The following is an 18,361-nucleotide window of genomic DNA, read 5'->3' as shown; positions in this document are numbered from 1 at the left end:
GCTTTTTAGTTGTACTTTTCAGGTTATGTTTATTGTCCAGCTTCGCCTCTTTGTAGGATTTCATCTGTAATAAGCCTGGAGAGAGCGTCTGTTGCTGTGGAAAGATAATGCCCTTTACGTGCATACAGACCTAAATCACAGTAGATACCATTGTTATCATTAAGCGGAATATAGCGAAGGCGATTATTAATTATTTCATTTTCCAACCCAAAGAATGTCTGAAAACCAATTCCCTTATTCCTGAGTATTAACTGTTTCATTAATTCCAAAGAACTCGTTTGCATTTTAAAATTTGGAATAGCATGTTGTGCACCCGCAAATAATGGCGCCAACTGTTGATAAATAGATAAATTAGGTTTTGGCATAATCACATCATAGTCGAGGCACTGATGGAATGACACCGTCTTTTGAGAGGCCAAGGGATGCTCAGTCGATACAATTGCACCTAATTTAAAATGGGATATTGCTATTTGGTGCAAATCATTATGCTTTGGCAAGGCAAAAGCCAAGCCTAGATCCACCCTATTTTCAATGATTTCATTAGGGATATCTTTTGAGCCTAAAATTGTAACCCCTACAGTTACATTAGGATATTTGACCTGGAATTTTTCAATAATCTCTGGCAGGAAATTAATTGCCAGTGTTTCAACACTCGCAATTTCTACATGACCTTTATAAAGCCCTTTCAGTGCATCCAATTCATTCTGCAATCGCTTAGTATCTCGCAATACTAAACTGATATGTCTTGAAAATAACTCACCTGCATGAGTAAGTACCATACCCGAAGGCACCCGATTGAATAATGGTGCTCCAACTTCATCTTCGAGTTTTAAAATTTGCCTGTTTACAGCAGAAGATACGACATTTAATTGTCTGGCTGCTTCCCTGATTGAACCGCACCGGCGTACAGCATCAAAATAATGAATTGCTGCTGAGTGAAAGCGAAGACCACGTGTACTCATTTTAACATCACATCCTATTCCAATTTTAAAGCCCCAATCCATTTATAAATTTGAATGAGCTATTGAAATAGAAGCAAAAAACTTGCCATTAAGTAGCAGCCATTTTTTGGACCTAAAGCATTATTTTCAGTGCATCCCGTTGCTTTTTCAGCATCACCACTCATTTAAAAAAGTTTAAGCAATTGTTTTTATTTAATTAATTAAGAATAGCTCTCTTTTTGGCATCAGCTTGCTCGATATTCATTGCTATGCGGTCTCATGATTATTTTATAAAAAAAGAAAACATTATTTTTGAGAGATTGCTACATGACTGCGCTGGAAAACAATCAAAACATTACCTCTATACCCATCATCGATATTTCTGGACTTTTGGATAATGACATACAAACGCACCAAAACATTGCCTCACATATTCGGAAAGCATGCTTAGATAAAGGTTTTTTTTACATTACGGGACATGGAGTTTCTAAAGCATTACAAGATAAGGTTTTTGAATATTCCAAATTATTTTTTAGTCTTCCCCCAGAACAGAAAAAGCAGTGGTCCAAAGAGCTTTCTGAAGCAAATAGAGGCTATGAATCATTAAGAGCACAAACACTTGAACCTAATTCTCCGCCTGATATAAAGGAAGGCTTTTATATCGGGAAGGAACGCTCAGCTTCAGATCCTGTTGTCATCCATAAAGCTTTTAACCAAGGCCCAAACCAATGGCCAGATATTGATGGATTTAAAGAGGTAATGGAGGAATATCAAGTTGAATTGATTAAAGTCTCTGAACGACTCATGCGTGCTATTGCATTATCTCTAAACTTGGAAGCTGACTATTTCACAGAGTTTTGTAAGGATGCAGATTTAGTCACTTTACGCTTATTACACTATCCCCCTCAACCAGCTAATGCTCAACCAAATGAAAAAGGTTGCGGGGCACATACTGATTTCGGCGGGCTTACTCTATTACTTCAAGACCATAATCGTGGTTTACAAGTATGGGATCAGTCAACAAACCAATGGATTTGGGCAGAGCCTATTGAAGATAGTTATGTCGTTAACCTAGGTGACCTAATCTCTATGTGGACGAACAATACATATAGATCCACCCTCCATCGCGTCATCAACATCTCAGGTGGGGAACGATATTCTGTTCCATTCTTCTACAGCGGTAATCACCAGTATCAGATTGAATGCATTCGAGAGTGTTTGGAGGAAAACTCAGAACCGCTATATCCACCAATCAGTGTTGAACAGCATTATCGTAACATGTTCAAAAAAACATATATCTAATAATAAGGAGTTTCCCATGAAAAAATTACCAGTTATCGACATTGCACCTCTTTATGACGTTAACCATCCTGATTATGCAGATATATGCAACCAAATTGACCAAGCATGTCGTGAATGGGGATTCTTCTATATCAGTGGTTATAAACCGAATCACCTTGCAGAAGTTCAAAGTTTAGCTAAAGAGTTTTTTAGTAAGCCTCTACAAGAGAAATTAGAAATAGATATTCAAAAGAATAAAATTGCACATAGAGGATATGGTGCATTAGGAGTAGAACAACTGAACCCTGACTTACCTGAAGACTTTAAAGAAATATATGACATGGGTGTCCATTTAGAAGCTAATCATCCCGAAGTCATTAATCAAGAACCTCTAAGGGGACCAAATGTTTATCCAAATATTGAAGGGTGGAAAGTAGCTACAGAAGAGTATTTTGATGAAATGGTGGATTTAGCAAAAATATTGCTTAATGCCATGTCTCATGCCATTGGTCTTCCGCAAAATTATTTTGATCATTGTCTGCAAGACAGCCTATGTTTTCTCCGGTTAATTCATTATCCGCCTACCTTAGACAATACAGACTCTCAAGGTTTTAAAGCGGGAACACATACTGATTATGGGTGTGTAACTATTTTGGCTCAGGATGAAGTAGGTGGATTACAAGTTCAGGATGTAAATGGTAATTGGATCGATGCTCCTCCTATACCTAACACCTATGTAATCAATATCGGAGATATGATGGCACGATGGTCAAATGATCTCTATAAATCGACACCTCATCGCGTTTCGAGTCCTAAAGGAAAACAAAGATTCTCATTTCCATTTTTCATACAACCTAGTCCAAAAACGATAATTCGCTGCCTACCTAACTGTTATAACGAATCAAATCCTCCTAAGTACTTACCAATTACTAGTATGGAATATTTGCAATCACGTTTTAGTGCAACCTACAAACATCGTGCTGAAGTTTGAATATCGGAAACAATTATATGAAAAAAAATGCGCCCTATCTATTTTTAAGCACATGTTTAATAAGCACTTATTCTTTTGCTGAGGAATCATGGTTAAATTGGCAATCCAATAGTATTTCTGCACTTTACGGTAAAGGTTTTGAAGTTGAACCAGATACACATGAAACGATTACTTTTGAACATGCGAGCAGTTGGAAATGGGGGGATCTCTATCTATTTGTCGACACTTATTGGTTTGACGGTGAAAAGACTGCTTCCCAAGGTCATAATGCGGTCTATACAGAAATTGCTCCCCGCTTTTCAATAGGAAAACTAACCAATACGAATTTGAGCTTTGGGCCAGTGAAAGATGTCCTAATAGCTACAAGCTTTGACTTAAGCATCCAAGATCAGCCTGGTTATGACGATATGTGGACTTATTTAGTTGGTCCAGGTTTTGACCTTGATATCAGAGGATTTGATTATTTCACCCTTAATTTTTACTATCGCATTCCAGACGATGGAAACACCCCAAGTGGACAATGGCAAATCACTCCTTGCTGGTCATATACCGTCCCATTTCTTAAATCATCAATCATTTTTGATGGATACATTGATTGGGTAGTCAATTCCAAAGGTAATAACTCTTCCGACTTTCACTTTAACCCACAAATCAAATATGACCTTAGCCCTCATCTAGGCTTAAGCCCAAAAAAATTAGCAGCAGGTATTGAATACGACTATTGGAAAAACAAATTCTTAATCGAAGACACTCCATATTTTAAAACTAATCAAAATGCTACTAGTTTCATCGTCAAATATACCTTTTAGGCTGAAGGAGAAAAACATATATGACTAACACAATCACAGCCAATAACTTAAAACCAAGCTCCATGATTTTTCTCAGTATCCAGCACGTCTTGGTAATGTATGCAGGTGCTGTTTCAATTCCCCTAATTGTTGGAGGAGCTTTAGGGTTAAGCACTGCAGAAATTGCTTTCTTAATTACTGCAGATCTATTTGTTTGTGGCATTGCCACCCTCATTCAAACTATTGGTTTTAAAAATGTAGGTATTCGCTTTCCCATTATGATGGGAGTTACCTTTACTGCAGTAGGCCCAATGATTGCAATTGGGACTAATCCAGATATGGGACTACTAAGTGTATTTGGGGCAATCATTATCGCAGGGATCTTTGGCTTCCTGATTTCACCATTTATTGGAAAGTTAATACGATTCTTCCCTCCCGTGGTGACAGGAACTCAAATTCTTGTGATTGGTCTATCTCTCATTGGTATTGCAGGCACATGGTCCGCTGGCGGATATGGGGTAAAAGACTTTGGAAATCCATTGTACTTATCTATCGCTGCCTGTGTTCTATTAAGCATTATTATCATCAGCCGTTATGTTAAAGGCTTTTTGGGCAACATTTCAGTTCTAATCGGGATGGGAATTGGTTATATCATCGCTGCATTTTCTGGCCTCATCTCTTTAGACAAGATAGATGAAAGCCCATGGTTAGGTTGGGTGATGCCATTTCACTTCGGTATTCCAGAGTTTAACTTTTGGGCTGTCTTGACTATGTGCGTAGTCATGCTGGTTATTTTCATTGAAACAGCTGGGATGTTCATGGCTGTAGGTGAAATTGTTGAAGAAGAAGTGGATCAGGAAAAATTGACTCGCGGTTTTAGAGCTGACAGCCTTGGCACAATGATTGGTGGGATTTTTAATATCTTCCCGTATACATCCTATGCTCAGAACATCGGTTTGCTAGCGATCACAGGTGTTAAGAATCGCAGTGTATGTGCTTTAGCTGGTGTGTTTTTAATCCTTTTAGGTCTATTTCCTAAAATAGCTTACTTTGTTGCGTCTATACCCTCATGTGTTCTAGGTGGAGCCGCATTGTTTATGTTTGGGATGGTGACATCTAATGGTATCAAAGTACTGCAGCGTGTCGACTTTCAAAATGTGAATAATCTCTACATCATTGCAGTCAGTGCCGGCATAGGTATGTTGCCTGTATTCTCACCTACTATTTTCTCACAACTACCATCTTATCTTTCACCTCTGTTAAACAGCCCAATTTTGCTAACGGCTTTTTGTGCTGTGATTTTGAATGCTGTTCTCAATCGAAAACAGCGGATATTGGATGAATAGGGCTTTGTTGCACAAAGATTTCATAACTATATGATTTTAAAAGTTTTGATTATTTTTTGATCCAAAATTAAATTTATTTAAATCAGATGCTTACATATTTATGCAACAAAGCCGATGAATAGTATCTTCAGAAATGGCTTTGTTGCACAAACCTAGCCTATAAGGTTTATTCAGTCCTATAATTTCAAAATGAATAAACCTACTCCTAAAACTTATCGTACAACCAACTGGTCTTCCTATAATCGCGCTCTCATTAATCGGGGCAACATTTCCATTTGGTTTGATCCAAACACTCAGTGGTATGCACAACCACAAAACAAGCAAGGTCGAAATCAAACTTACTCCGATACGGCTATTCAATGCTGTTTAATGATCAAATCTTTATTTAGACTCTCTTTACGCATGGTCACAGGTTTTGTTCAAAGTCTGATTAAACTTTGTGGATTAAATTGGACCGTACCAGATTACAGTACGCTTTGTCGAAGACAAAAACATATTGATATTGCGATTAGCTATCAAAAAAGTAGTGATGGGCTACATCTACTCGTCGACTCAACTGGCTTAAAGTTTCTAGGTGAAGGTGAGTGGAAACGTAAGAAACATGGACCTGAATATCGTCGCCAATGGCGTAAGCTTCATATTGGCATCGATGCTGAAACCTTGCAAATACGTGCAGTACAGCTTACTACAAATAATGTGAGCGATTCGCAAGTACTCGGTGATTTACTTGCTCAAATTCCCTTAGATGAACGAATTGATTCGGTCTATACCGATGGTGCTTATGACACGAAGCACTGCAGACAAGTCATTCTAGATCGAGATGCACATGCGCTCATTCCGCCAAGAAAAAATGCAAAACCATGGAAAGATCAGAAATTGAGATCTTTAGAGCGGAATGAGTTACTGAAAACAGTTAAACGTTTAGGAAGAACGCTTTGGAAAAAATGGTCTGGTTATCATCGTCGAAGTTTAGTTGAAACCAAGATGCATTGCATCAAACTATTAGGTGATAAATTAACAGCAAGGAGTTTTTCTAGTCAGGTGAATGAGATTCATGCACGCATAGCCGTATTGAACAAATTTACAGAATTAGGTCGTCCTCATACCCAAGTTGTCACTTGAATTCTGTTCAAATGAGCAGAGTGTTATCTTTTAAATCTTTGTGCAACAAAGCCAGTCAAAAATACGTTTGGATAGCATTTCTGTCTATTAGAATGATTTGCATACAATGTTCTGTTTTTTAGAACACAAAAGCAGAATGAATTGAAAAAATCAAAAGTTATGGCATGAAAATCGCTTAAGCATGGATAAGTACTTTGTAAACTGCCCGTGAGATTGAATAGCTGTATGTCGATTACCTTTTCCCGATTTTCTGAATATTTTATGGCTGTTGCCCGTACTGGCAGTTTACGTAAAGCCGCAGAACAGCTTTTTATTTCAGTCTCTGCAGTGCATCGGCAAATTGTTCTTGCTGAAGAAGAGTTAGGCGTTGCTTTATTTGAGCGTTTACCGCAGGGGCTGAAGCTAACGTTAGCAGGTGAATTACTTTATGCTGATTTGCTTAAATGGCAAAAAGAATATCAGCTGACTCGAATTCGATTTGATGAAATTCAAGGATTAAGTCGCGGCAATATTGAAATGGGTTTTATTTCTGCCCTAAATGATGGTTTTGTCGTGGATTGTATTCAACGCATGGCTGAAAGCTATCCATGGATTAATCTCAATATCAGTATGAATAGCAGTGAAGAAATATCGAGAAAAATCATTGATGCAGAATTAGATTTTGGCATTATCTTAAATCCTAAAAGTCACAATCAATTAGAAATCTTATCCTTTATTGAAATTCCTTTAGGCTATGTTTTATCACCACATCACACCTTAGCCGGCATGGATAAAATCTATTTATCTGACACTTTAAATGAGCGTCATATCATGCCAAGTGAGCCCTTAGTCATCAGTGATTATGTACATACACTCTATAAACATCACAAATTTAATCCTATACAAAAGATAGAATGTAATGACATTAGAATGATAACATCATTAATTCAACAACAATTAGGCATTGGCTTAATGTCATATATGGATGCATTACCACTTTTAAACTCAAAAAAGATCGTATTTAAGCCCATTCGTGAAAAAGGTATGCATCGTTTAACCATTGCACTGTGCGTCGCTTCAAAACGTCAAACATCTCGTCTTTCACAAATAATGGTAAATTTATTGGTCGAAAAAATGGAAGAAATCAAATTGCAATTAAAGCAACTTCCTTAAACATTTAATCCTTTGCTCTTCAATCTAATGTTTCTAAATAGCTAAAAAAAGCCAGTGTGAATATTCACACTGGCTGCTGAAAGCTAACCTTTTAGTTTTACATTTCTTTTTGTGTCTTACAGCTTAGTCGAGTGGATTACCGACAATGTTACTAATAATTCCCTTCATAATATGATTGCCTTGTTCTTTACGTAACTCTTCATACCACTCTCGGGTCACCGCTTCATCTTTCATATGTGTCACATCACAGCGCTTACGGGCACGAAGTACCAACTCATTGGCACGTTCATTACGCTTGTTCTGATAGCGACGTAAAGAATCTTGTAAACCTAAGGTATTAATTTGCAATGAACGTGCCAAATAGATAGCATCTTCCATCGCTTGGCAGCCGCCTTGACCAATATCAGGTGTTGTACTGTGCGCTGCATCACCTACAATCACCACTCGACCTTTGTAAAAATCGGCAAATGGTTCGATATCGTGAATTTCTACACGATTGGTCTTTTGCACATCGACTGCATCAATTAACTTTTGGACAGGCTCACACCATCCTTTAAAGTATTGTTTGAATAAAGCTTTGTATTGGCTACGATCATTTTCAAGACCAACAGCTAACGGCACATCAAAAAAGAAATAGAAACGATTATTCGCCACTGGCATCAGTGAAACACGTTTGCCTTCACCTACAAACGTTGTCCATTGATCTGCTGCGGCATAATCGTCTGAGACATCAACGAGACCATTCCAATTGACATAGCCTGCATAGCGTCGCTCAACTTGCTCACCTAAAACATAGGCACGAGTAATTGAGTGTGTACCGTCTGCACCCACCAATAGATCAGATTCTATTTCGCTACCATCTGCAAATTGAATTTTTACACACTCTCCTTCTTCAACAAAAGAAATCATTTTCTTAGCTAGATGAATATCTTCACGACCAAATTCATCCATTAACATATTCTGAAGTTCCGCACGTGATACCGGATATGGTCGTTGCCCGACTTCTTCAATCAATGGATAAAGGCTAAACTGGGTCATCACATCGCCCGTCAGACCATCAATATAAGCAAGGTTATCCATTTTGCCGCCAAGCTTTTCAACTTGCTCTGTCAAACCCAAATAATTTAGACATTTCACACCGTTAGACCATAACGAAATAGCAGCACCCACCGGTAAAATTTGTTCTGCCTGTTCATAGATGGTTACTTGGTGTCCGAATTTTTTTAGTGCGATGCCTGTAGTTAGACCCGCCATACCTGCACCAATAATTGTAATTTCCATCTATAATTCCCCTGTGTTTTATAAGTTTCTAAGTCATAAAATGCTAAAAGCGTGCCATTTTTTATAAAGCGCCCTGAAAAAAATCCAAAGTTGGCACACGCTGTGCATCTAAACGCGTGTAAATGCTTGTTTTTATCGTTTGTTAAATTTTTTGTAGCACGATAGCGCAAAGCATGAATTTTGAAAGAAAATAGCGAATGGATTTAATATATGGCGACTTTATTAGCACCCGATTTTGATATTCCTGCACAATTACAGACACTTACCAATTTGGCAGATGACCGTATTGGTGCAAAAATTATTGAATGTTCAGATGAATTTTTCGCAGAAGCAAAACGTATGCTTCAATTTGACGCGCCAATTTTTGTTGAAGATAAATTCGATGACCATGGTAAATGGATGGATGGTTGGGAAACGCGCCGTAAACGTCACACAGGTTATGACTGGGCAATTATTCAATTGGGCGTAGCTGGGCATATTAAGGCTTTAGATATTGACACTACCTTCTTCACTGGGAATTACCCTGCTTCAGCTTCAGTTGAAGCCTGCTACGCCCCTGATGGCGATCTTGCTCAAGCTGAATGGTTGAACATATTAGAGAACAACGTACTTGGCCCAAGTCAGCATCATGTTTTGCCGATTACAGCTGACCAAGTTTTTACTCATGTGCGTTTAAATATTTTTCCTGATGGTGGTGTTGCTCGTTTTAAAGTGTATGGTGAAGTGAGCGTTCAACAACAAGATCACACTGCAACAATTGATTTAGTTGCTTTAGAAAATGGTGGACGTGTAATTGCTTATAGCGATGCACATTTTGGTCATCCACGTAATCTGATTAACCCAGGTCGCGGAATTAATATGGGTGATGGTTGGGAAACCAAACGTCGTCGTGCACCGGGCTTTGATTGGTGTATTTTGGCTTTGGGTCAAACTGGTGCAATTGAAAAAATTGATATCGATACGGCACACTTTAAAGGCAACTTTCCAGCCCAAGTCTCTATTCAAGCCGTATATGTTAAAGATGCAACTGATCCACAATTAATTCCACAAAGTATGTTCTGGCCATTTTTGCTTGAAGCACAAGACATGCAAATGGATCATATTCATAGCTTTGTAAACGAAATTTTGCAACATGAAAAGATCTCGCATATTCGCATTAATATGATTCCAGATGGTGGTATCAGCCGTATTCGTTTGTGGGGTAAAACCAAAAGCTAAATTGAAAGCTTGAATACTTTCTACATCGAGAAGGATAAGTACTGTGGTTTTATCCTTCTTCTCCTACACTTGATATAGACAATAAAAGAATTACACATGGTTCAAACAATTCAGCTACAGCCCCTGAGCATTGAAAACTTTGCCCCTTTTGGTGAGGTGATTTGCTGCGGAGGACAGGATTTTTTTCATATCAATGATGCACATACCGAGCGTTATCATGCCCTTGTAACCACTGAAATCTTCGGTGAAGCACATGCAGGTATTAGTATTTTTCGTAATATTAAACAGACAGAAATTCCTTTTTCGGTTTCGATGCTTGAGCGACATCCGAATGGCTCACAAGCTTTTATCCCGATGCAAGGTCAGGCTTTTTTAATTGTGGTGGCACCTGCATTGGATGATCAAACGCCTGATATTTCAAAACTCTGTGCTTTTATTTCAGATGGTACACAAGGTGTTAACTACCATGCAGGTACATGGCATCACCCTCTATTAACTTTAGAGGCGCCAAGTAACTTTGCCGTGGTTGATCGTATTGGTATTGGACATAATTGTGATGTTTATCAGTTTAATGAAGTACTCAATATCGTGGCATAAATTTAAACTATCATTGAAATTGAAACCTCAATTTAAAATTGTCTCAGAAATTAAAAGCCCCATCCGTGGGGCTTTTAAGTCTTGTGCAGTATGTTGTGTAACGATGTACGGTTTTAACGAATCAATTAGAAGTGATATTTCACTAGCGCACTGACGTTATTTTCATCTTTACCTTTAATATTATATTTATTATTCCAAACTGAATGCTCAACGCCTACATACAGGCGTGTATCTGGGGAAATATGTTGCCCCACATTCCATTTATATTGACTGGTCCAGTTCATCTCACTGGCTGAGCCTTTTTCCGCAGTTGACCAATCCAGAAAAGCATCTGCTAAGAAAGATTCTGAGCCAATTTTAAAAGGTATGGCATAGGTAAGCGTCATTTGATAGTCATCAGCTTTAGTATCATTATTCACTTTATATAAATTTAATTTTGCATATTGAAAATATGGCACATCAAAGTCTAAGCCAATACCATAGAGAAAATTATCCATGTTGCTACCCGCTTCCCAAGTGGTTGCAAGCAATACATCTTTTACAGGGCCAAATTTAAGTTCTTTACCCGTTACAGCGCCTAAACTCAATCGTGGTGATGCTTCAAAATAGGTTTGATCGCCGACGTCATTATGTGTACGGTCGGCAAAAATGAAGAAATCACCATATTTAAGCTTTGACGCGTATTCAAATGTCACAGTGGTTTGTTTGTCTTCTTTTGCAATGAGCTGATAGTCGGTGCCATATAGACCGGTAATACTGAAGTCTTGCCAGATTGGGGCTGCAAAGATAGAGTTGGCTGAAATAGTGCATAGAATTGCAGCTGAAAGAGGCATAAATTTCATTAAATTGTTTTTCCTAGCGATAAATACGTTTTGAGTAATTTATTTAGCAAAAACAAAGCCAATATTAGATTTTTTAATAAAAAAAGCCCACATTAATGTGAGCTTTTTTTATTTATTTTGAATAGCTTAGTGATGACTATCTATAACAATATTGCTGGTTTTATTCACTTCTTTACTTTTAAAAAAGTTTAGATGGTTAAACACAATATTTAATACGATGGCCATGAGGCACGTTGAACTAATACCTGAATGGAACAGGGTTTGTACCCATTTTGGGAAGTTCGCATAGAATGAGTGATCAATAATTGGAATCATACCTGCGGCAATTGCTGTAGCAACAATGATTAGGTTCTTTTGCTCACTATAATCAATTTTAGCTAAAGTACGAATACCACTTGCAGCCACTGTACCGAACAATACCAAACCTGCGCCACCCAATACCGGTACAGGAATTGCAGCAATCAAACGGCCCATAATTGGTAAAATACCCAATACAACTAAAATTAAGCCACCCGCTGCAACAACAAAACGGCTTTTTACACCAGTAATCGCGACCAAGCCTACATTTTGTGCAAAGGCACTTTGCATGAATGAGCCAAATATTGGTGCTGCTGCACTTGAAAGCATATCGGCACGTAGCCCATTGGTAATACGTTCAGCGTCGACTTTGGTACCGACAATTTCACCAACAGCGATAATATCAGCTGTAGTTTCAGTCATAATCACCAATGTCACAATTAGCATGGCAATAATGGCACTCAGTTCAAATGTTGGCATACCAAAGGCAAAGAAACTTGGGAATTGAATCCAATTGCCATTTGCGACTTTTGAGAAATCGCCAAAGCCCATCGCATATGCCAGCACTGTACCTAGCACAATTGCTAATAAGATGGATAAACGACGAATTGTAGCGTTTCGAGTAATATTCAGCACAATGACAATGGCTAAAGTTAGAAAAGCCAAACTAATATTTTCAGCACTGCCCCAATCAGGCGCTTTGCTATTTCCACCCATCATCCAACGTACTGCGACAGGTAGCAATGACAAACCAATCACGGTAATCACGCAGCCGGTCACGATTGGCGGGAAAAAACGAATAATTTTTGAAAAATATGGTGCTAAAAAGAAACCGATTAATGAAGCAACAATAACCGCACCATATACTGCCGAAAGCCCACCACCTGCAGTGACTATGGCAATCATCGTTGCCACACCAGCAAAGGATACGCCTTGAACTAGGGGTAATTTTGCACCGATGTATTTCACACCGACCGTTTGTAAAATCGTGGCTAAACCACCGACAAATAATGCTGCTGCAATTAATAAACCAATTTGTGCAGGTTCAAGTCCTGCGGCTGTACCAATAATCAGTGGCGGCGCAATAATACCGCCATACATCGTCAATACATGTTGTAAGCCATAAGCTAGGCTTTTCCCTGCACCTAAATATTCATGTTCTGGTGAAACTGTTTGATTTTGTTCTGTCATTTTTATATCCCCCGATCCGTTTTATGATGCTGTTTTTAGCTACCGCGATATGTTGAATAGGCAAAAGGGCTAATCAACAAAGGAATATGAAAATGCTGTGAGGCATCTTTTACTAAGAAATGAATCACTGCTTTTGGGAAAAAAGTTTCGGTATTAAGACTTTCAAAATAGTCCGCTGTGGCAAACTCTAAGCTATAGCTACCCGTAGAAAATTCGCTTAAACCAAAGTCGGTCACACGGCCATCTGCATTGGTTTGCCCTTCACCAAGTAACATACCGTCTGCATTGAATAATTTAATCAAGACATTGGCAGCAGGTTTCCCCAGATTTGTATCTAAAATATGTGAGCTGATCATGCACTTAGCTCCTGTTTTAATCTTAATAAGGCAATTTCAGCCAATTGATGATGGACAATACGCTTTTCAGTTTCTGGATCATTCAGCAGACGGTACTGCAATGCTTGTAATACATTTTCACTGCTTAAGCCTGAAGCTTTAATTAAGAAGATATAGCCGTACTTTTTTTCATAAGCGATGTTGCCTTTGAGCAATGCCATTTGTGTTTCTTCATCGGCTGAAATAGCGGATTGTTCACGGTTGGAAAAATTCTTTTCTAATTCAGAAAGTTCAGCTTGGGCTTTTTTTTCACCAATACGCGGGTGATTATCTAAAGCAGATTTAATTTCTTCCCACGACCATGTACGAGCAGCTTGAGCCGCGTATTCCAAAATACTGTCTAATGATGCATACGGACGCTGACTGAGCAGCTCATTCGCCCAGCTTTCAATTTGCACACAGTGCTTTAAAAATGTTTTTACATCGGCTTCGGATGCTTGATTAAATTCAACAAGTTGCACTATTAAATCGCCTAAAAATATTTAATGTTCGTTCAAAACATGTTTTGCAATATCAATGCCAATCCCTTATTTCTTAGACAAATTGCTTTTTATAGGCACAAAAAAAGAGGCGCTAAGCCTCTCTTTCTTCTTTATTTTTTTTATTACGGTGCATGGTGTTTTATCCAATGTTCTGCAATATCGGCACGACGACAAACCCATACTTTTTCATGCGATTGCACATAATCTAAGAATCTTTGTAGTGCTTTAAAGCGTCCTGGTCGCCCTAAAATACGACAGTGCATACCAATAGATAGCATTTTTGGCGCAGTTTCACCTTCGGCATATAACACATCAAAGGCATCTTTAAGGTATTGATAAAATTGCTCACCACTATTAAAACCACCCGGCGAGCAAAACTTCATATCATTACTTTCAAGTGTATATGGAATGATTAAATGCGGACGTGTTGCACCATCTACATTCGTCACTGTGCTCCAAAATGGTAAGTCATCGCCATAATAGTCACAGTCATATTGAATCTGAGGAAATTCAGCAAGTAATTTTCGAGTATTCGGGCTATCACGTCCGGTATACCAACCGATTGGTGTTTTACCAAATAGCGTTTCAAGCACGCTAATAGCTTGATCCATATGTTGGCGTTCTTGTTCGATTGGCATATCTTGATAATGCAACCAACGTTGACCATGCGATACGACATCATAATTGGCTGCTTTAATCGCTTTCACAATGTAAGGATTGCGTGCCAAAGCCATACCCACACCGAAAATGGTCATGGGGAGTTGGCGTTTTTTAAACTCTTGGTGAATGCGCCAAAAGCCCGCTCGTGAGCCATATTCGTACATGGAATCCATCGACATGTGTTTGTCTGGAAAACTGGCCGCGCCAATAATATCTGACAAAAACTGTTCTGAACCTGCATCACCATGTTCTACATGGTTTTCACCGCCTTCTTCATAGTTCAATACAAACTGAACCGCGACACGAGCACCATTTGGCCATTCCACTTTGGGTGGTTCTCCATGATAGCCAATCAGATCTCTGGAATAGTCTTGTTGTTGAATCTGGTCTATCAGATCTTGCCCACGTAAATATGTTGCTGTCACATCCACTTCCTAATTTGTTATATCAAACAGTCAAAAAATAGAATGAATTAAGCAATTAGTGCGCCAAAACTTAGTATACAAGTTTTATTTCCTTTCGGCTTTGTTGCACAAAGATTTGAAATGCAAAGCGCCCCTAATTGAGCCAAATTTAAGGCGTAACTTGGGTAAGTGGTCGACCTAATTCCGTAAATCTGTTGAGGACTGCTACACGTGCATGAATTTCATTCACCTGACTAGGAAAGCTTCTTGCCATTAATTTATCGCCTAATAATTTGATGCAATGCATCTTGGTTTCCACCAAACTGCGGCGATGATAGCCTGACCATTTTTTCCATAATGTCCTGCCTAAACGTTTAACTGTTCGAAGTAATTCATTTCGCTCTAGCGAGCTACTCTTTGTATCTTTCCATGGTTTCGCATTTTTTCTAGGTGGAATCACCGCATGTGCTTGCCGATCTGCAATGACCTGACGGCATTGCTTGGTGTCATAAGCTCCATCGGTATAAACAGAGTCAATCTGCTCAATGCTTTTGTCTTCTACAAAGCGTACTGTAATCTGGTGCGGTCCAATTTAATCCGCAAAGTTTAATCAGACTTTGCACAAAGCCAGTGACCATACGTAAAGATAGACGGAATAAGGATTTAATCATTAAGCAGCATTGGATAGCTGCGTCGGAGTAGGTTTGATTTCGCCCTTGTTTGCCTTTTGATGGAGCATACCATTGCGTAGCAGGATCAAACCAAATGGCAATATTTCCGCGACTCATGAGTGCTCGGTTATATGCGGGCCAATTGGTTGTGCGGTAGATTTTGTGTGTAGGCTTCTTCATTTGAAAATTATATCGCTGAAAAAGCCTTTACAGATAGGTTTGTGCAACAAAGCCTATCTGCATTAATCTTTTAAGACTTGCCTGTGGAATCATGATTTCATTTGTTTTTTACACTTATTGGTAGATGGGTATAATCATAAATTATTAAATTTTACATTTTTTGGATTGTTAGCCCTTATAGAGGTAGTCGTATTTTCATATTTTAAAGATTATTTACTTTTCAAAAATACTAAAATTTAAAAAAGAGAAGCCTTTCATATTCAGAAAGGCTTTGTGAAATAGTGTTTTGGAAATGATTAAAATAAGAAGTAACGCTGCGCCATTGGTAACACTTCCGCAGGCTCACAAGTCAAATGCACACCATCTGCACGTACTTCATAAATCTCAGGGTCAACCTCCATTACAGGACAATAAGTATTTAACTTCATATCTGCTTTCGAGATATTACGCGTGGCTTTACAAGGACTAATCAACTTCTTTAAAGCCAATTGTTCATGTATGCCTTGCTCTATTGCCACTTGCGATAAAAAGGTAATGCAGGTGTTATGTACGCCACGAGGGTAAGCGCCAAACATCGGACGATAATGCACAGGCTGTGGCGTTGGAATTGAAGCATTAATATCACCCATCGGCGCAGCTGCAATCATTCCGCCTTTAATAATCATCGAGGGCTTAACACCAAAAAATGCAGGCTTCCATAAAACAATATCGGCTAATTTACCCACTTCAATCGAACCAACTTCATGGCTTAATCCATGGGTAATGGCAGGATTAATCGTATATTTAGCAATATAGCGCTTCACACGATTGTTATCGTGATTTTGATTATCACCTTCGAGTGGGCCGCGTTGCACTTTCATTTTATGTGCTGTCTGCCAAGTACGTAATATTACTTCACCCACACGCCCCATCGCTTGCGAGTCGGAAGACATCATGGCAATTGCGCCCATATCCTGCAAGATATCTTCTGCAGCAATAGTTTCACGGCGAATCCGACTTTCAGCAAAAGCAACATCTTCAGAAATTGCAGGGTCTAAATGGTGGCAAACCATCAACATATCTAAATGTTCATCAATGGTATTGACGGTATATGGACGTGTGGGATTGGTTGAAGATGGTAAAACATTGGGTTGACCAATTGCTTTTAAAATATCTGGTGCGTGACCACCGCCCGCACCCTCAGTATGGTAAGTGTGGATGGTCCGGTTATTAAATGCTGCTAAGGTTTCTTCTAGAAAGCCACTTTCATTTAGTGTGTCTGTGTGAATGGCAACTTGTACATCGTATTGATCCGCCACACTTAGACAGTTATCAATCGCGGCTGGCGTCGATCCCCAGTCTTCATGTAATTTTAAACCCACCACACCGGCTTTGATTTGTTCAGCGATTGGTTCTGGCTGACTCAAGTTGCCTTTACCTAACAGACCAATATTCATAGGTAAATCATCAATAGCTTGTAGCATGGTCGCAATATGCCATGGGCCTGGAGTTACTGTGGTTGCAGATGTTCCTGCGGCGGGGCCTGTACCACCACCAATCATTGTAGTTGTGCCTGACATTAGTGCTGTTTCAACTTGTTGTGGGCAAATCCAATGAATGTGAGTATCAATCCCTCCCGCCGTTAAGATTTGTCCTTCACCTGCGATGACTTCAGTTGCTGCACCTAAAGGAATTGTAATGTCAGGTTGAATATCAGGGTTACCTGCTTTACCTATTTTCCAGATACGACCATTTTTAAGTCCAACATCGGCTTTGACAATACCCCACCAATCGACAATTAAAGCATTGGTAATGACGGTATCAGCGACCTCATCAGACAATAATTGTGACTGTCCCATACCATCGCGAATGACCTTGCCACCGCCAAATTTAACTTCTTCACCATAAGTCGTGAGGTCTTGTTCAACTTGAATAAACAATTCTGTATCAGCTAAGCGAACTCTATCACCTACTGTAGGGCCAAACATTTCCGCATAAGCACGGCGAGACATTTTCATTAATATATTTCCTATTCTAGATTTTTTGGCTTTAGCAGCTTTTGCAGCGGAATAAATTGAATACCCCATTTCTCCGTTAGCGCACCGACCACTTCAAATCCATATTTTTTATAAATATCGAGTGCATAATGACTTGAATTTATTGTGATTATATCGGGATCATTTTTAAGTATTTCTTGCTCTAAAAAGTCCCACATTTGTCGACCATAACCTTGACCGTGATATTCAGCTTTTAAGAAATAATGCATGACATGAGATGGAGCGATATACGCCAAATTCCCAACGATTTCTTCATTAATTTCTGCCACAAAATAATGAATAAGTGGTTGTTGGAAGATGTTTTTCAACATATCAGGTTTAAAGCGTTCACGTCCTTCTTCAGTCACGACAACATAATCGACAAAAGGTTCAATAACAGCAGCGATGGCTTCAACATCATCAACAGTTGCTGGGCGTATTTTCATTATTAACATTTAATTCTCTTATGCTTTTTCATGTACTTATTGAACTTATTACTAACAATAA

17 protein-coding genes and 1 pseudogene are annotated in these 18,361 nt (G+C 38.9%); 8 read left to right on the top strand and 10 right to left on the bottom strand.

Annotated features, from left to right (window positions below):
• Positions 1–29: 29 nt before the first annotated feature.
• Entirely contained in the window at positions 30–962 is a 933-nt protein-coding gene (locus tag ACP7AK_RS11220) for a LysR family transcriptional regulator (protein WP_000107470.1), read from the bottom strand.
• A gap of 306 nt (positions 963–1,268) precedes the next feature.
• On the opposite strand from ACP7AK_RS11220, the gene ACP7AK_RS11215 reads away from it, so the two are divergent.
• The 6 genes from ACP7AK_RS11215 (at position 1,269) to ACP7AK_RS11190 (ending at position 7,621) form a co-directional block, all read left to right on the top strand.
• Complete coding sequence (locus tag ACP7AK_RS11215) at positions 1,269–2,243, top strand: 2-oxoglutarate and iron-dependent oxygenase domain-containing protein (RefSeq protein ID WP_278357438.1); 975 nt, start codon at positions 1,269–1,271, stop codon at positions 2,241–2,243.
• Between the two features lie 16 nt (positions 2,244–2,259).
• Positions 2,260–3,213, top strand: coding sequence for an isopenicillin N synthase family dioxygenase (locus tag ACP7AK_RS11210; RefSeq protein ID WP_151828614.1), 954 nt, complete (start codon positions 2,260–2,262; stop codon positions 3,211–3,213).
• A 17-nt stretch (positions 3,214–3,230) separates the two neighbouring features.
• Entirely contained in the window at positions 3,231–4,022 is a 792-nt protein-coding gene (locus ACP7AK_RS11205; RefSeq protein WP_425879909.1) for an outer membrane protein OmpK, read from the top strand.
• A 20-nt stretch (positions 4,023–4,042) separates the two neighbouring features.
• A complete protein-coding gene (locus ACP7AK_RS11200; RefSeq protein WP_000185581.1) occupies positions 4,043–5,347 on the top strand; it encodes a nucleobase:cation symporter-2 family protein in 1,305 nt (434 codons plus the stop codon).
• A 189-nt stretch (positions 5,348–5,536) separates the two neighbouring features.
• Positions 5,537–6,469: an IS5-like element ISAha2 family transposase gene (locus tag ACP7AK_RS11195; RefSeq protein WP_425879908.1), complete on the top strand. Its 933-nt coding sequence runs from the start codon at positions 5,537–5,539 to the stop codon at positions 6,467–6,469.
• Between the two features lie 225 nt (positions 6,470–6,694).
• Positions 6,695–7,621 (top strand): LysR family transcriptional regulator, encoded by a 927-nt coding sequence (locus ACP7AK_RS11190; protein ID WP_005265716.1) that lies wholly within the window; start codon positions 6,695–6,697, stop codon positions 7,619–7,621.
• Between the two features lie 123 nt (positions 7,622–7,744).
• Here the strand turns inward: ACP7AK_RS11190 and hpxO are convergent, their stop codons facing one another.
• Positions 7,745–8,902 (bottom strand): FAD-dependent urate hydroxylase HpxO, encoded by a 1,158-nt coding sequence (gene hpxO / locus ACP7AK_RS11185; RefSeq protein WP_425879907.1) that lies wholly within the window; start codon positions 8,900–8,902, stop codon positions 7,745–7,747.
• Between the two features lie 210 nt (positions 8,903–9,112).
• On the opposite strand from hpxO, the gene alc reads away from it, so the two are divergent.
• Entirely contained in the window at positions 9,113–10,120 is a 1,008-nt protein-coding gene (alc, locus tag ACP7AK_RS11180) for an allantoicase (RefSeq protein ID WP_000212598.1), read from the top strand.
• Between the two features lie 96 nt (positions 10,121–10,216).
• Positions 10,217–10,717: an ureidoglycolate lyase gene (locus ACP7AK_RS11175; RefSeq protein ID WP_000250866.1), complete on the top strand. Its 501-nt coding sequence runs from the start codon at positions 10,217–10,219 to the stop codon at positions 10,715–10,717.
• 125 nt (positions 10,718–10,842) lie between these two features.
• Here ACP7AK_RS11175 and ACP7AK_RS11170 read toward each other — a convergent pair whose 3' ends face one another.
• The 8 genes and pseudogenes from ACP7AK_RS11170 to ACP7AK_RS11135 all read right to left on the bottom strand — a co-directional run bounded on the left by ACP7AK_RS11170 (position 10,843) and on the right by ACP7AK_RS11135 (position 18,309).
• Positions 10,843–11,559, bottom strand: coding sequence for an outer membrane protein OmpK (locus tag ACP7AK_RS11170; RefSeq protein WP_004778009.1), 717 nt, complete (start codon positions 11,557–11,559; stop codon positions 10,843–10,845).
• 126 nt (positions 11,560–11,685) lie between these two features.
• Positions 11,686–13,047, bottom strand: a complete 1,362-nt coding sequence (locus ACP7AK_RS11165) for a nucleobase:cation symporter-2 family protein (RefSeq protein ID WP_000139429.1) — start codon at positions 13,045–13,047, stop codon at positions 11,686–11,688.
• Positions 13,048–13,082: 35 nt separating this feature from the next.
• Complete coding sequence (uraH, locus tag ACP7AK_RS11160) at positions 13,083–13,403, bottom strand: hydroxyisourate hydrolase (RefSeq protein ID WP_000625767.1); 321 nt, start codon at positions 13,401–13,403, stop codon at positions 13,083–13,085.
• A complete protein-coding gene (uraD, locus tag ACP7AK_RS11155; protein ID WP_005265718.1) occupies positions 13,400–13,903 on the bottom strand; it encodes a 2-oxo-4-hydroxy-4-carboxy-5-ureidoimidazoline decarboxylase in 504 nt (167 codons plus the stop codon). Before uraD ends, uraH begins: the two co-directional genes overlap by 4 nt.
• A 143-nt stretch (positions 13,904–14,046) precedes the next feature.
• The gene (puuE, locus tag ACP7AK_RS11150) at positions 14,047–15,009 is read right to left on the bottom strand and encodes an allantoinase PuuE (protein WP_425879906.1); all 963 of its coding nucleotides are present in this window, start codon (positions 15,007–15,009) and stop codon (positions 14,047–14,049) included.
• Positions 15,010–15,157: 148 nt separating this feature from the next.
• A pseudogene (locus ACP7AK_RS11145) lies at positions 15,158–15,839 on the bottom strand (IS5 family transposase).
• Positions 15,840–16,135: 296 nt separating this feature from the next.
• Positions 16,136–17,836, bottom strand: coding sequence for an urease subunit alpha (ureC, locus tag ACP7AK_RS11140; RefSeq protein ID WP_425879905.1), 1,701 nt, complete (start codon positions 17,834–17,836; stop codon positions 16,136–16,138).
• Positions 17,837–17,847: 11 nt separating this feature from the next.
• Positions 17,848–18,309, bottom strand: coding sequence for a GNAT family N-acetyltransferase (locus ACP7AK_RS11135; protein ID WP_425879904.1), 462 nt, complete (start codon positions 18,307–18,309; stop codon positions 17,848–17,850).
• Positions 18,310–18,361: the final 52 nt, after the last annotated feature.

This window comes from Acinetobacter sp. TWP2-2-3, assembly GCF_049896445.1.
Classification (GTDB): domain Bacteria; phylum Pseudomonadota; class Gammaproteobacteria; order Pseudomonadales; family Moraxellaceae; genus Acinetobacter.
Note: the sequence above shows the minus strand (reverse complement) of the source record. Positions and strands in the feature narration are given on the sequence as shown.

What these genes read in the sequence shown, in the direction of transcription:
- ACP7AK_RS11165 (WP_000139429.1), bottom strand. Translation starts at nt 13,047, where the DNA reads ATGACAGAACAAAATCAAACAGTTTCACCAGAACATGAATATTTAGGT.
- ACP7AK_RS11195 (WP_425879908.1), top strand. Translation starts at nt 5,537, where the DNA reads ATGAATAAACCTACTCCTAAAACTTATCGTACAACCAACTGGTCTTCC.
- hpxO (WP_425879907.1), bottom strand. Translation starts at nt 8,902, where the DNA reads ATGGAAATTACAATTATTGGTGCAGGTATGGCGGGTCTAACTACAGGC.
- ACP7AK_RS11175 (WP_000250866.1), top strand. Translation starts at nt 10,217, where the DNA reads ATGGTTCAAACAATTCAGCTACAGCCCCTGAGCATTGAAAACTTTGCC.
- ACP7AK_RS11215 (WP_278357438.1), top strand. Translation starts at nt 1,269, where the DNA reads ATGACTGCGCTGGAAAACAATCAAAACATTACCTCTATACCCATCATC.
- ureC (WP_425879905.1), bottom strand. Translation starts at nt 17,836, where the DNA reads ATGAAAATGTCTCGCCGTGCTTATGCGGAAATGTTTGGCCCTACAGTA.
- ACP7AK_RS11135 (WP_425879904.1), bottom strand. Translation starts at nt 18,309, where the DNA reads ATGTTAATAATGAAAATACGCCCAGCAACTGTTGATGATGTTGAAGCC.
- ACP7AK_RS11200 (WP_000185581.1), top strand. Translation starts at nt 4,043, where the DNA reads ATGACTAACACAATCACAGCCAATAACTTAAAACCAAGCTCCATGATT.
- uraH (WP_000625767.1), bottom strand. Translation starts at nt 13,403, where the DNA reads ATGATCAGCTCACATATTTTAGATACAAATCTGGGGAAACCTGCTGCC.
- ACP7AK_RS11190 (WP_005265716.1), top strand. Translation starts at nt 6,695, where the DNA reads ATGTCGATTACCTTTTCCCGATTTTCTGAATATTTTATGGCTGTTGCC.
- ACP7AK_RS11210 (WP_151828614.1), top strand. Translation starts at nt 2,260, where the DNA reads ATGAAAAAATTACCAGTTATCGACATTGCACCTCTTTATGACGTTAAC.
- ACP7AK_RS11220 (WP_000107470.1), bottom strand. Translation starts at nt 962, where the DNA reads ATGAGTACACGTGGTCTTCGCTTTCACTCAGCAGCAATTCATTATTTT.
- alc (WP_000212598.1), top strand. Translation starts at nt 9,113, where the DNA reads ATGGCGACTTTATTAGCACCCGATTTTGATATTCCTGCACAATTACAG.
- ACP7AK_RS11170 (WP_004778009.1), bottom strand. Translation starts at nt 11,559, where the DNA reads ATGAAATTTATGCCTCTTTCAGCTGCAATTCTATGCACTATTTCAGCC.
- ACP7AK_RS11205 (WP_425879909.1), top strand. Translation starts at nt 3,231, where the DNA reads ATGAAAAAAAATGCGCCCTATCTATTTTTAAGCACATGTTTAATAAGC.